Annotated in this window: 9 protein-coding genes and 2 tRNA genes; 3 read left to right on the top strand and 8 right to left on the bottom strand. The window is 68.9% G+C overall.

What is annotated here, in order from left to right:
• Window positions 1-200 precede the first annotated feature (200 nt).
• Window positions 201-273 (bottom strand) — tRNA-Ala (locus ACFWYM_RS03030).
• A gap of 199 nt (window positions 274-472) precedes the next feature.
• Here ACFWYM_RS03030 and ACFWYM_RS03025 point away from each other — a divergent pair.
• The gene (locus ACFWYM_RS03025) at window positions 473-1,021 is read left to right on the top strand and encodes a helix-turn-helix domain-containing protein (protein WP_384829241.1); all 549 of its coding nucleotides are present in this window, start codon (window positions 473-475) and stop codon (window positions 1,019-1,021) included.
• Between the two features lie 63 nt (window positions 1,022-1,084).
• Window positions 1,085-2,512, top strand: a complete 1,428-nt coding sequence (locus tag ACFWYM_RS03020) for a protein kinase (protein WP_384829239.1) — start codon at window positions 1,085-1,087, stop codon at window positions 2,510-2,512.
• A 130-nt stretch (window positions 2,513-2,642) separates the two neighbouring features.
• On the opposite strand, the gene ACFWYM_RS03015 is transcribed toward ACFWYM_RS03020, so the two are convergent.
• Together ACFWYM_RS03015 and ACFWYM_RS03010 are read right to left on the bottom strand one after the other, a co-directional pair.
• Complete coding sequence (locus tag ACFWYM_RS03015) at window positions 2,643-3,881, bottom strand: hypothetical protein (protein ID WP_384829237.1); 1,239 nt, start codon at window positions 3,879-3,881, stop codon at window positions 2,643-2,645.
• A 434-nt stretch (window positions 3,882-4,315) separates the two neighbouring features.
• Window positions 4,316-4,444: a DLW-39 family protein gene (locus tag ACFWYM_RS03010; protein ID WP_003999697.1), complete on the bottom strand. Its 129-nt coding sequence runs from the start codon at window positions 4,442-4,444 to the stop codon at window positions 4,316-4,318.
• Between the two features lie 317 nt (window positions 4,445-4,761).
• On the opposite strand from ACFWYM_RS03010, the gene ACFWYM_RS03005 reads away from it, so the two are divergent.
• On the top strand, window positions 4,762-5,094 hold the full coding sequence (locus ACFWYM_RS03005; protein WP_384829235.1) for a DUF6344 domain-containing protein: 333 nt from the start codon (window positions 4,762-4,764) through the stop codon (window positions 5,092-5,094).
• A gap of 71 nt (window positions 5,095-5,165) precedes the next feature.
• Here the strand turns inward: ACFWYM_RS03005 and ACFWYM_RS03000 are convergent, their stop codons facing one another.
• The 5 genes from ACFWYM_RS03000 to gyrB form a co-directional block, all read right to left on the bottom strand.
• Window positions 5,166-6,341 carry an erythromycin esterase family protein gene (locus ACFWYM_RS03000; RefSeq protein WP_384829233.1) on the bottom strand — a complete coding sequence of 392 codons (1,176 nt, stop codon included), beginning with the start codon at window positions 6,339-6,341 and terminating at the stop codon, window positions 5,166-5,168.
• Between the two features lie 153 nt (window positions 6,342-6,494).
• Window positions 6,495-6,568 (bottom strand) — tRNA-Ile (locus ACFWYM_RS02995).
• A 99-nt stretch (window positions 6,569-6,667) separates the two neighbouring features.
• Window positions 6,668-7,366, bottom strand: coding sequence for a DUF3566 domain-containing protein (locus ACFWYM_RS02990; protein WP_384829231.1), 699 nt, complete (start codon window positions 7,364-7,366; stop codon window positions 6,668-6,670).
• An 18-nt stretch (window positions 7,367-7,384) separates the two neighbouring features.
• The gene (gyrA, locus tag ACFWYM_RS02985) at window positions 7,385-9,976 is read right to left on the bottom strand and encodes a DNA gyrase subunit A (protein WP_384829229.1); all 2,592 of its coding nucleotides are present in this window, start codon (window positions 9,974-9,976) and stop codon (window positions 7,385-7,387) included.
• 55 nt (window positions 9,977-10,031) lie between these two features.
• Window positions 10,032-12,131, bottom strand: coding sequence for a DNA topoisomerase (ATP-hydrolyzing) subunit B (gene gyrB, locus ACFWYM_RS02980; protein ID WP_384829227.1), 2,100 nt, complete (start codon window positions 12,129-12,131; stop codon window positions 10,032-10,034).
• Window positions 12,132-12,405 lie beyond the last annotated feature (274 nt).

Here is a 12,405-nt window from a genome sequence, read left to right as displayed (position 1 = left end):
CGGTAAAAGCGCGTTCGAGCATGGCATGGGTCAACTCATCCGGGCCAAGCGCCCAGTTGAACACCGAAAGGACCTCGAAAAGCCTCAGAAAGAACCGCGAAAGATCACGACACCACGGCAACCGGTAACAGAAAGTTACGACCCCGACACATAAAGATCCCCTCCCACACCCGGAGGCGAGGAAGGGGATCTCTGGTGCGTGGAGCCTAGGGGAGTCGAACCCCTGACATCTGCCATGCAAAGACAGCGCTCTACCAACTGAGCTAAGGCCCCGCGAACGATGCCCCGGGCCGAAAAGGATCGACAAACGACCGACGCCCCGGTGAGCACCGCAGACCAGAGTACCGGGTCCTCCCCCGGATCTCGCAAAGGGCTAAGAGGGGGTCCCGGTCGACGACCACGCTCCGTAAGATGCTCGACGTGGTTCGCGGCAGCGAACCGCGGTTTTTGGGGAAGCGATGGGGAGACGCACATGGACGCCGCACAGCAAGAGACGACCGCGAGAGCACGTGAGCTCCAGCGGAACTGGTACGGGGAGCCGCTGGGGGCGCTCTTCCGCAGGCTCATAGACGACCTGGGCCTCAACCAGGCACGGCTCGCCGCGGTGCTCGGCCTCTCGGCCCCGATGCTCTCCCAGCTGATGAGCGGCCAGCGCGCCAAGATCGGCAACCCCGCCGTCGTGCAGCGCGTCCAGCTCCTGCAGGAACTGGCGGGCCAGGTCGCCGACGGCAGCGTGAGCGCCGCCGAGGCCACCGACCGCATGGACGAGATCAAGAAGTCCCAGGGGGGCTCGGTGCTCACCAACACCGCGCAGACCACGACCAGTTCGGGCGCGCCCACGGTCAAGCGCGTCGTCCGCGAGATCCAGTCGCTGCTGCGCTCCGTCTCCGCGGCGGGCGACATCATCGATGCGGCGGACTCCCTCGCCCCGACCCACCCGGAACTGGCAGAGTTCCTCCGGGTATACGGAGCCGGGCGTACCGCCGACGCGGTCGCCCATTACGAGGCGCACCAGAGCTGAGCCGCCGACCGGGTCGCCACCCGACCGGACACCTGGCGGCCCGGAGGGGGAGCGAGCACGACCATGGGTGAGGTCTTCGCCGGCCGCTACGAACTGGTCGACCCGATCGGACGCGGGGGAGTGGGCGCCGTCTGGCGCGCCTGGGACCACCGACGACACCGCTATGTCGCCGCCAAGGTCCTGCAGCAGAGCGACGCCCACACCCTGCTCCGCTTCGTCCGCGAGCAGGCCCTGCGCATCGACCACCCCCATGTGCTGGCCCCCGCCAGCTGGGCCGCCGACGACGACAAGGTCCTGTTCACCATGGACCTGGTGTGCGGCGGCTCACTCGCCCACCTCATCGGCGACTACGGTCCCCTGCCGCCCCCTTTCGTCTGTGTCCTCCTGGACCAGCTCCTCTCCGGCCTCGCCGCGGTGCACGCGGAGGGCGTCGTCCACCGCGACATCAAACCCGCCAACATCCTTCTGGAAGCGACCGGTTCGGGCCGCCCCCATCTGCGCCTCTCCGACTTCGGCATCTCGATGCGCAAGGGCGAGCCCCGCCTGACCGAGACCGACTACGTGGTGGGCACACCGGGCTACTTCGCCCCCGAACAGATGCTGGGCGCCGAACCGGACTTCACCGCCGACCTGTTCGCCGTCGCCCTCGTCGCCCTCCATCTCCTTCAGGGCGCCAGACCCGACACCAAGGCCCTGATCGAACACTTCGCCGCCCACGGCACCCCCGGCGCCCCTCAGGGCATCCCCGAGCCCCTGTGGCAGGTCATCGCCACCCTCCTGCAGCCGGACCCCCAGTCCCGCTTCCGCACCGCCACCGGCGCCCGCAAGGCCCTGGCCTCAGCCGCCGAACTCCTCCCCGCCCCGGGCCCCGACGACGAACTCATCGAGATCTTCGACCAACTGGGCCCCCTCCCCACCGGCTTCGGCCCCGACGGCCCCCTGACCCTGCCCCCTTCCCTCCACCCAACCCCACCCAACACCCCCTCACACCAGCCGACCCACCACCCCGTCACCCCCCAAGCCCCCCAGCCCACACCCCCTTCCACACCACCACCCCACCCCCATTCCCAGGCCCACCCCCACTCCCACTCCCACTCCCACGCCCACGCCGATCCCCAACAGCCGCCCTCCCCCTCAGAAACAGGCAGCTTCCACCTGCCTCCACCCCAGCCATACGCACCCCAACCCCCGTCCCCGACCTCAACCCCGGCCGAGCAACCCCCGCCACTCGCCCCTCACTTGTCCACACCCCATCCCCAACACACGCCCCCAGCGCATCAGTTGAACCCGTCACCCTCCTACGTGGCAGCAGCCCAGGCCGAGACGTCCGCCGTGCACCGCGGGTACTCCACGCCCACACACCCCTACAGCACCCAGGTCCCCCTGCCCCGGCCACAGCGCCCGGGCCCCTCCCGCAAGGTGGCGACCTCCATGCTCCTGGCAGCCCTCGCCTGCCTGTCAGTGGGCTTCTGGGCCCTGACCCAGATCTGACGCCCCCACGGCGAACCAGCGGGATCCTGCGCTCCCCACGAGTTGGCCCCAAGCCCACGACCGGCCGGCCCCAGGCTCCCTACCAGCCGGACCCCACCCCCAAGGCCACTACCAACCGGACCAAAGTCCGCTACCAGCCGGAAGGCCCTCCTCCACCCCCCGGCGGCGGCACCTGCACACCCCTGACACCACTGACACCCCTGTCACCACCGACACCGCCACCGTCGCCGCCACCCCCATCAACCCCAGCCCCCACCACAGCCGCAGCCATCCCCTTGGCCCGCCGCCGCCCCACCAGCGTCCACACCCCCAGCACCACCAGCAGGACCACCCCTGTCCCTATCCCTCCGGCAGCGACCGCCTTCATCGTGGCGTCACCTGACTCCACCGCCGCCCCGGCCCGCGTCGCACCACTGCGCGCGGCGTCCTTGTCCCGCCCGGTGACCGCGAACACCCCCGAGGGCCTAGCCGCACCCGCGTAAGCGGGCCCCTTCTTCCGTATCCCCTTCACATCCACGCGCAGCGTCAGGTCCAGCGGCTCCTTGCCGAACTTCGCCCGGACCGCCGGGTTCAGATGGACCGCCAGGTAGTACCACCCGGCGAACCGCATCCCGGTCACCGCGTCCCGGGTGGAGTAGCGGTTCTCGTACGCCACCGGAGGCAACGGGTCCAGCGAGGCCGACTTCTGCTTCCCGTCGTACGCCGTGTCCGCTTCCGCAACCTGCCCGCGTACCGGGTTGTAGAGGGAGAGCGACAGCGCCGACGTCACATAGTCGAAGTCCCGCCCTGACCCCTTGCTGCCCAGCTCGGCCGTGGCGGACATCCGCTGCCCCCAGTCGACGGGCACCCGGTAGAACAACGTCTCCCCGGCCGCGATCCGGTCCCCCCACACCCCTGCCTCCAGGCCCGTGGCCGCGTCGAATCCGGCGCCGCCCGCGCGCATCCTCCGCTCACCGGCGGCGGGCACCGGCGACGCGGAGTCCCATGTGTCGGGCGCCTCCGTGGGCTCGTTCCCCGCGCCCTTGAGCCCCGGCTCCGAGGCGACACTCAGCTCCAGATCCCAGCTGCCCCGTGCGATGGTCGCCCCCGACACAGGGCTCCGCTCCCGCTGCACCACCACGTAGTACGTCCCGGCCCCCGCGCACCGGTTCTCGTTCGGCCCCACCTGGCGCTGGGCCCAGGCCGTCACGGGACGCGGACTCTGCGACGACCCGATGCGCGCCCGCCCCGAACCACAGGTCGCCCCGTCCGCGTCCTGCACCGAAACCTCGAACCCGTCCCCGAAGCCCACCTTCGAACCGGGCTTCGGAACCGCGGTGACCCCGACATAGGCGCTGCTCTCGGCATCGAGCTCCAGGCGGTAGAACACCTCACCCGTGCCCGCGACCGAGCTCCTGTACGTACCCCCGGGCCTCAACTCCGCGCTGCCCGTACTGCTCTCCGCCCCCCGCACGCTCTTCGCGCCCGCGGCGAAGCCATAAGGAGCGGGCGTGCTTTCCCCGACTCCCGCCCACGCGACCCCCGGCACCATTCCCACCACACACGACGCCGCACACAGCACCGCACCCCACACCCCGCACCGGGCCGGCACCCCCGCCGCCCGCCCCCCGGCAAGCCCCCACATCACGCGCCACCCCTCGTCCACCGATCGCGGCTGTGATTCATCCTGCCCCGCGCTCCCCGCCGATACCCCGGGGAAACCCCTGAATCAACCCCGACCCGACCCCGCCCCAGCCCCGACAACAGCACGAGGCCCCGACCGCGTGTGCGATCGGGGCCCCGCGAAGAGACTGTTGTCGATACTCACGAACCCGTGGGCACGGAGTCAGTCGCCTCCGTCCACAGATCCTGCTCGGCGCGATCCGCCTGGATCTGGCGGTACACGAGGAGCCCGCCGATGGCGGCCAGTGCGACCAGGAGAAGCTTCTTCACCGCGCGACCTCGTCTTTCCTTTGACGTAGGGGACTTCTGGCGCCCGACTATACACACCGATCGATACCGATCGGTGACCTGTGTCCGCCCCCAACTCCCGCTCCCCGCACAGCAGTAGAAGCGGACCGCACCCCTCCGCTCCCCACTCCACAGACTGTGACGTTCGCCGCTCTTGCCCAGTTCTCGGGCCTCTTGCGACCAAACGGGTGGTGTTCATCTGAAGATCGACGACCCGCGAGCGTCGGTCCCCCACCCCGAGGCCCACATACACATCATGAGGAAAGTACGCAAATCGCCCAACCTGAAAGTGAGGGGCCATGACCGCCAACAAGGCCATGAAGCTCTGGACCACGCTCGTCACCGCCTTCCTCGCGCTCTTCGCCGCGCTCGGTCTCACCACGACGGCAGCGGCGGCCACGCCCGTACACGAGGCCAAGGAATCCCGCCACGCCACGGCGAGCGCCCCGGCCCCAGCCCTCACCCACTGGCTGGCGGCAGCGTACGAACGGTCCTTGCCCCCCACGATGAAGCAACGCATCCGCGCCGAGGCCCACGGCTCCTCACCGAGCTGCCGCCACCTCCCCACGACGGACACGGAAACCGAGCCCGACACCGCGGCCCTTGCGGCCGGCCTGGCATCGGAGCCGTAATCCACGCCCCCACACAGACACAGCGAGACCCCCAGCCGGAATGGCTGGGGGTCTTCGCGTCGGGCCAGAACTCAGTCGTCCAGCCAGTGCGCGGCGGTCGCCTCACGGACATGGCCGAGCACATCGAACGCGGCGGTGACGGAGGCGACGGCCACGAACGCGTCCGCGTCGTGCGAAGGGTCGTAGACCCCGCTGATCACACGCATCCTCGCCGGGCCCGCCCACCGGGCCCGCGCCCCCTCGTCGTCCCGCAGATCCAGCCAGTGCGCGGGCGCCTCCACCCGGCCGAGCTCGGCGTCCAGCATGTCCGCGGGCGCCTCGGGAACGGTGACGACCCCCAGGTCCCCGTGGTGGAAACCGAGGGCCACGGACACGTACGCCGCCCCGTAGTCGGCCCGCAGCCGGCTGCCGATGCTGTGCGTCGGGTCCTCGTCCGGCGTCACACCGAGGCTGAGCGGAGCCGCCGTGGTGTGCGCGATCCCGTCCCACAGGACCATGCGCAGCCCGCTCTCGCGCTGATGCCCGGCCAGCATCTCGGCCGCCAGGTCGTCCTCACCTACGAAGCTGCCCCGTCCGGCCACGCTGTTCTCGTGGAAGTCGACGATCAGCCGCATCCGGGCAAGGACGCCCTCGTCGCTGCCCGGCAGGGACGAGAGGAGCGCCAGCGCATCCCGTGCGTGCTCGGCGAACGGCCGTCCCGGGTGGACGCCCTGGGCCCGCTGCACATGCTCGTCGAGGCGGTGCGCGGTCCGGATCGGCTCCAGGTGCGCGGCCAGCTCCGGCAGCCGTCGCGGAGCCGAGGCGCGGACGTGGTCGAGCACGGCCTCGTAGTCCTCGCTCTGCGCCTGTGCGGGCCTCGTGCCGACGATCCGCACCTGGTCGTCGGGGTGCTGCCGGTTGAAGTCCCGGATCCACTCCAGCGCCACCGCCGTCTCGACGGTCCGCCACGGCCGCCACGACGCGTCGAGCGCGGCCCCGGCGGAGCCCCCTTCGCCCGTACGTACATAGCGGTCGAGCCGGTCGACGGCTCCGGCGTGGTCCTGCATGGCCAGCAGGCGGAAGCCGTGGTGGGTGACGAGGCGGCGGAACAGCTGGTCCTGTATCCCGGTGACCTCACGGGAGAAGCGGGTGGACCCGCCGATCCCGACGATCGTGGCCCCGTCGGCGACCCGTGCGGCGAGTGCGTCGAGGGAGCCGTCGGAGAGGGGGAGGGCGGGGTTGCGCACGGAGGCGATGTCGTTGCTCATGCGGCCACCCTCGTACCTCAACTTCAGTTGAAGTCAAGGGCCTTCGGAGCGGTGGAAAACTCTCGGATTCTCCCGGGCTCCGGGGTCGTCACACGCAGAAGGCCGGTAGATCTTTTCGATCTACCGGCCTTCTGACCAGGCTTTACGCCACTGTGGGGCTAACAGGATTTGAACCTGTGGCCTCATCCTTATCAGGGATGCGCTCTAACCAACTGAGCTATAGCCCCGCCGCGCTCTTCGGGGAGTGCCCCGCGCGCTGACCTCTGAAGATTAGCGCACGTGTGGGCCAGTCCCAAAATCGATACCTGAGCCGTACGGGGCGGCGCCTACTCGTCCTCGGCCAGCGTCAGCTCGACACCGCCCACGAAGCCCGCCGAGAGGTTGTAGATGAAGGCGCCGAGCGTCGCCAGGGCCGTGGCGAGGACCACATCGATGACCGCGATGATCGTCGTGAACATCAGGACGCGCGGCAGCGACAGGAAGGACTGCAGGTCGAAGCCGTTGGACTCGTTCGACCCGGTGGCCTCGGAGATCGTGCCGCCCACGGTCGAGAAGACGCCCATCGCGTCCATGACCATCCACAGCACCGCGGACGCGACGATCGTGCAGATCCCCAGCGCGATGGAGAGCAGGAAGCTGACCTTCATCACCGACCACGGATCGGCCTTGGCCACGCGCAGGCGCGCCTTGCGGGTACGCGGCGTGGTGCGCGCCCCGGTGCGGGGCCTGCGGACCGCGCCCGCCGGAGCCGACTGGTACGCCTGCGGCGGGTGGTAGGGCTGCGCGGGCTGCTGCTGCGGCTGCCGTTCACCGGGCAGGGCTCCTGAAGCGCCGCCGGACGTGCCCCCCTGGCCGCCGTACGAGCCGTCGTACTGCGCGGTCTGCGGACCTCGGGTGTCGGTCACAGTTCCCCCCTGGGATCCATGAGGCTCGTGGGATTCGTGAGCCTCCGTGGCGGGGCCACGGGCACCGTCCGTACCGGCTGTGCCGGTTCGCTTAGATCCGGCGCCCGTGGCTCCACTCACGATGACTCACTCCTCGCGCTACTCGGCCGAGGACTCGCTGCCCTCGTCCGTGCCGGTGACCGTCTCGCCCTCGGCAGATTCGTCCACGACGTCGCCGTCGACTTCTTCGGCCTCACGCCCGGCCTCGGCGTTACGAGCGATACCGACCACGGCATCGCGCTTGCCCAGGTTGATCAGTTGGACGCCCATGGTGTCACGGCCCGTCTCCCTGACCTCGTTGACTCGCGTACGAATCACACCGCCGGACAGCGTGATGGCGAGGATCTCATCGGTCTCCTCGACCACCAGCGCGCCGACGAGTTCGCCACGGTCCTCCACGATCTTGGCGGCCTTGATGCCGAGGCCACCGCGACCCTGGACGCGGTACTCGTCCACGTTGGTGCGCTTCGCGTACCCACCGTCGGTGGCGGTGAAGACGAACGTACCGGGCCGGACGACATTCATCGAGAGCAGCTGGTCGCCGTCGCGGAAACTCATTCCCTTGACGCCCGAGGTCGCGCGGCCCATGGGACGCAGCGCGTCGTCCGTTGCGGTGAACCTGATCGACTGCGCCTTCTTGCTGATCAGAAGGAGATCGTCGTCGCCCGACACCAGCTCGGCACCGATCAGCTCGTCGTCCGAACCGTCATCCGTCTCACGGAGGTTGATCGCGATGACGCCGCCCGAGCGGGGCGAGTCGTAGTCCTTGAGGACGGTCTTCTTGACCAGGCCGCCCTTCGTGGCGAGGACCAGATAGGGCGCCGCTTCGTAGTCACGGATCGCGAGGATCTCGGCGATCTGCTCGTCCGGCTGGAAGGCGAGGAGGTTCGCCACGTGCTGGCCGCGGGCGTCGCGTCCGGCGTCCGGGAGCTCGTACGCCTTCGCGCGGTAGACGCGGCCCTTGTTGGTGAAGAACAGCAGCCAGTGGTGGGTCGTCGACACGAAGAAGTGGTCGACGATGTCGTCTTCCTTGAGCTTCGTGCCGCGAACGCCCTTGCCGCCGCGCTTCTGTGAGCGGTAGTCATCCGTCTTCGTGCGCTTGACGTAGCCGCCGCGCGTGATCGTGACGACGATGTCCTCTTCGGCGATCAGGTCCTCCATGGACATGTCGCCGTCGAAGGGGACGAGCGCGGAGCGACGGTCCTCGCCGAACTTCTCGACGATCGCCGCGAGCTCCTCGCTGATGATCTGGCGCTGCCTCTCGGGCGAGGCCAGGATCGCGTTGTACTCGTTGATCTTCGCCTGGAGTTCGTCGTGCTCGGCGACGATCTTCTGGCGCTCCAGGGCGGCGAGGCGGCGCAGCTGCATCTCGAGGATGGCGTTGGCCTGGATCTCGTCGATCGAGAGCAGGCCCATCAGGCCCTCGCGCGCGATGTCGACCGTCTGGCTGCCGCGGATGAGCGCGATGACCTCGTCGATCGCGTCCAGCGCCTTGAGCAGGCCGCGCAGGATGTGGGCCCGCTCCTCGGCCTTGCGCAGCCGGAACTTCGTACGCCGGACGATGACCTCGACCTGGTGTGTGACCCAGTGCCGGATGAAGGCGTCCAGCGAGAGGGTGCGCGGCACGCCGTCGACCAGCGCCAGCATGTTGGCGCTGAAGTTGGACTGCAGGTCGGTGTGCTTGTAGAGGTTGTTGAGCACGACCTTGGCGACCGCGTCCCGCTTCAGGACGATCACCAGGCGCTGGCCCGTACGCGAGGACGACTCGTCGCGGACGTCGGCGATGCCGCCGACCTTGCCGTCCTTGACGAGGTCGGCGATCTTCTGCGCGAGGTTGTCCGGGTTGGTCTGGTACGGGAGTTCGGTGACCACCAGGCACTGGCGGTTCTGGATCTCCTCGACCGCGACGACCGCGCGCATCGTGATGGAGCCACGGCCCGTGCGGTACGCCTCCTCGATGCCCTTGCGGCCCACGACCAGCGCGCCGGTGGGGAAGTCGGGGCCCTTGATGCGCTCGATGAGGGCGTCGAGCAGCTCCTCGTGCGTGGCGTCAGGGTGCTCGAGCGCCCACTGCGCGCCCGCCGCGACCTCGCGGAGGTTGTGCGGTGGGATGTTGGTGGCCATGCCGACCGCGATGCCCGCCGAGCCGTTGATCAGCAGGTTCGGGAAGCGTGCCGGCAGGACCGTCGGCTCTTGGTTGCGGCCGTCGTAGTTGTCCGTGAAGTCGACGGTCTCCTCGTCGATGTCCCGGACCATCTCCATGGCCAGCGGCGCCATCTTGCACTCGGTGTAGCGCATGGCGGCGGCCGGGTCGTTGCCCGGCGAGCCGAAGTTGCCGTTGGAGTCGACGAGCGGCATCCGCATCGACCACGGCTGGGCGAGGCGCACCAGGGCGTCGTAGATGGAGGAGTCGCCGTGCGGGTGGTACGTACCCATGACGTCGCCGACGACGCGGGCGCACTTGTAGAAGCCCTTCTCGGGGCGGTAACCGCCGTCGTACATCGCGTACAGGACGCGGCGGTGGACGGGCTTCAGGCCGTCCCGGACGTCGGGCAGCGCACGCGACACGATGACGGACATCGCGTAGTCGAGGTAGGAGCGCTGCATCTCCGTCTCGAGCCCGACGGGCTCGATGCGCAGCGTCTGGCCTTCGCCGTCCTCGGGGGTGGTGGGGTTGTTCTCGTCGGCCATGGCCGGTCAAGATCCTTTCGGTGCGGTCGGGTGAGCTGGCGTTCGCCTGACCGGCTCAGATGTCGAGGAAGCGGACGTCCTTGGCATTGCGCTGGATGAACGAGCGACGCGCCTCGACGTCCTCGCCCATGAGCACGGAGAAGAGGTCGTCCGCCTGGGCGGCGTCGTCCAGCGTGACCTGGCCGAGGACGCGGTGGTCGACGTCCATCGTGGTGACGCGGAGCTCCTCGGCGTTCATCTCACCGAGACCCTTGAAGCGCTGCACCGAGTCTTCCTTGATGCGCTTGCCCTGCTGACGGCCCAGCTCGATGAGGGCGTCGCGCTCACGGTCCGAGTACGCGTACTGGAAGTCGTCCCGGGTCCACTTGATCTTGTAGAGCGGCGGCCGCGACAGGTAGACGTGGCCCGCCTCGACCAGCGGCCGCATGAAGCGGAACAGGAAGGTCAGCAGGAGGGTGTTGATGTGCTGGCCGTCGACATCGGCGTCCGCCATCAAGATGATCTTGTGGTAGCGGAGCTTCTCGATGTCGAAGTCCTCGTGCACACCCGTGCCGAAGGCCGAGATCAGGGCCTGGACTTCCTGGTTGTGCAGGATCTTGTCGACGCGCGCCTTCTCGACGTTCAGGATCTTGCCTCGGATGGGCAGGATCGCCTGGTACATCGGGTCGCGGCCGGACTTCGCCGAGCCACCGGCGGAGTCACCCTCGACGATGAAGATCTCGCACTTGGTGGGGTCGTTCGACTGGCAGTCGCTGAGCTTGCCCGGCAGGGATGCCGTCTCGAGCAGTCCCTTGCGGCGGGTCAGATCGCGGGCCTTACGGGCGGCCACGCGCGCGGTGGCGGCCTGGATGCCCTTGCGGATGATGTCCGCGGCCTCGTTCGGATTGCGGTCGAACCAGTCCGTGAGGTGCTCGTGCACGACCTTCTGCACGAAGGTCTTCGCCTCCGTGTTGCCCAGCTTGGTCTTCGTCTGGCCCTCGAACTGGGGCTCGCCCAGCTTCACCGAGATGATCGCGGTCAGACCCTCGCGGATGTCCTCACCCGTGAGGTTGTCGTCCTTCTCGCGCAGCAGCTTCTTGTCGCGCGCGTACCGGTTCACCAGACCCGTCAGCGCGGCCCGGAAGCCCTCCTCGTGCGTACCGCCCTCATGCGTGTGGATCGTGTTCGCGAAGGAGTAGACCCCCTCGCTGTACTGCGAGTTCCACTGCATCGCGATCTCGGCCGAGAGCATCCGCTCCTTGTCCTCGGCCTCGACGTCGATGACGGTCGGGTGGACGACCTCGCCCTTGCGGGAGTTGAGGTACTTCACGAAGTCGACGATGCCGCCTTCGTAGTGGTACGTGACCGTACGGACCTCGGTGTCGTCGCCCGCCTCGGCCGTGTCCGCACCCGCCGTGGCCTTGGCCGACTCGCGCTCATCAGTGAGTTTGATCGTCAAACCCTTGTTGAGGAACGCCATCTCCTGGAAACGCCGCGAGAGCGTCTCGAAGGAGTACTCGGTGGTCTCAAAGATGTCGCCGTCGGCCCAGAAGGTGACCGAGGTGCCGGTCTCTTCGGTGGCCTCGTGCTCGGCGAGCGGCGCGGTCGGCACACCCGCCTTGTAGTCCTGCGTCCAGCGATGGCCGTCGGTCTTGACCTCGACGGCGACCTTCGTGGACAGCGCGTTCACGACGGAGACGCCGACGCCGTGCAGACCACCGGAGACGGCGTACCCGCCGCCGCCGAACTTGCCGCCCGCGTGCAGCACGGTGAGCACGACCTCGACGGCCGGCTTCCCCTCGGAGGGGATGATGCCCACGGGGATGCCACGACCGTTGTCGACGACGCGCACGCCGCCGTCGGCGAGGATCGTGACGTCGATGGTGTCCGCGTGTCCGGCGAGTGCCTCGTCGACCGAGTTGTCGACGACCTCGTAGACCAGGTGGTGCAGGCCGCGCTCACCGGTCGAGCCGATGTACATGCCGGGCCGCTTGCGGACCGCGTCCAGACCCTCGAGGACGGTGATGGCGCTGGCGTCGTACGACGCGGTCGCCTCCGAGGTCGGCTCTGTAGCCACCTCGGGGGGGACCTCGCCGCTCTCGCCGGCGGCAGTAGACGGGATGTTCTCGTTGGGGTTGCCGGAATCGGCCACGAAGCGCCCTTTCTGGCACAGCACAAGCCAAGCACCCGGCGGTGGCCGGAGCGGCTGCGGCGTGTTGCTTGGAAAGCCTTGATCAGCGTTTGCTCGGTGCGTCCCACAAGTGGGGCGGGATTAGCTTCCAGTCTACCGGTAGCGCTGACAGTGATGGGGGTTTGCCGGTACCTGAGTCCGCATGTGCCGCCCTGAACCGGCCTCAGCCGACTCCCCATATGCGGCCCCGGGCTCCGAGAGGCTCACAGCGGCACTCAGCGCTTCGGGACGTCAACCCCCAGCTACCGCCGCCGACGAC

It is taken from the genome of Streptomyces sp. NPDC059009 (genome assembly GCF_042740175.1).
Lineage (GTDB): Bacteria > Actinomycetota > Actinomycetes > Streptomycetales > Streptomycetaceae > Streptomyces.
The sequence above is the reverse complement of the archived record's forward strand: the minus strand, read 5'-3'. Positions and strand labels throughout refer to the sequence as shown.

Excerpts from the sequence above, each read along its gene's own strand:
- ACFWYM_RS03025 (WP_384829241.1), top strand. The coding sequence starts at position 473 with ATGGACGCCGCACAGCAAGAGACGACCGCGAGAGCACGTGAGCTCCAG.
- ACFWYM_RS03020 (WP_384829239.1), top strand. The coding sequence starts at position 1,085 with ATGGGTGAGGTCTTCGCCGGCCGCTACGAACTGGTCGACCCGATCGGA.
- ACFWYM_RS03005 (WP_384829235.1), top strand. The coding sequence starts at position 4,762 with ATGACCGCCAACAAGGCCATGAAGCTCTGGACCACGCTCGTCACCGCC.
- ACFWYM_RS03000 (WP_384829233.1), bottom strand. The coding sequence starts at position 6,341 with ATGAGCAACGACATCGCCTCCGTGCGCAACCCCGCCCTCCCCCTCTCC.
- gyrA (WP_384829229.1), bottom strand. The coding sequence starts at position 9,976 with ATGGCCGACGAGAACAACCCCACCACCCCCGAGGACGGCGAAGGCCAG.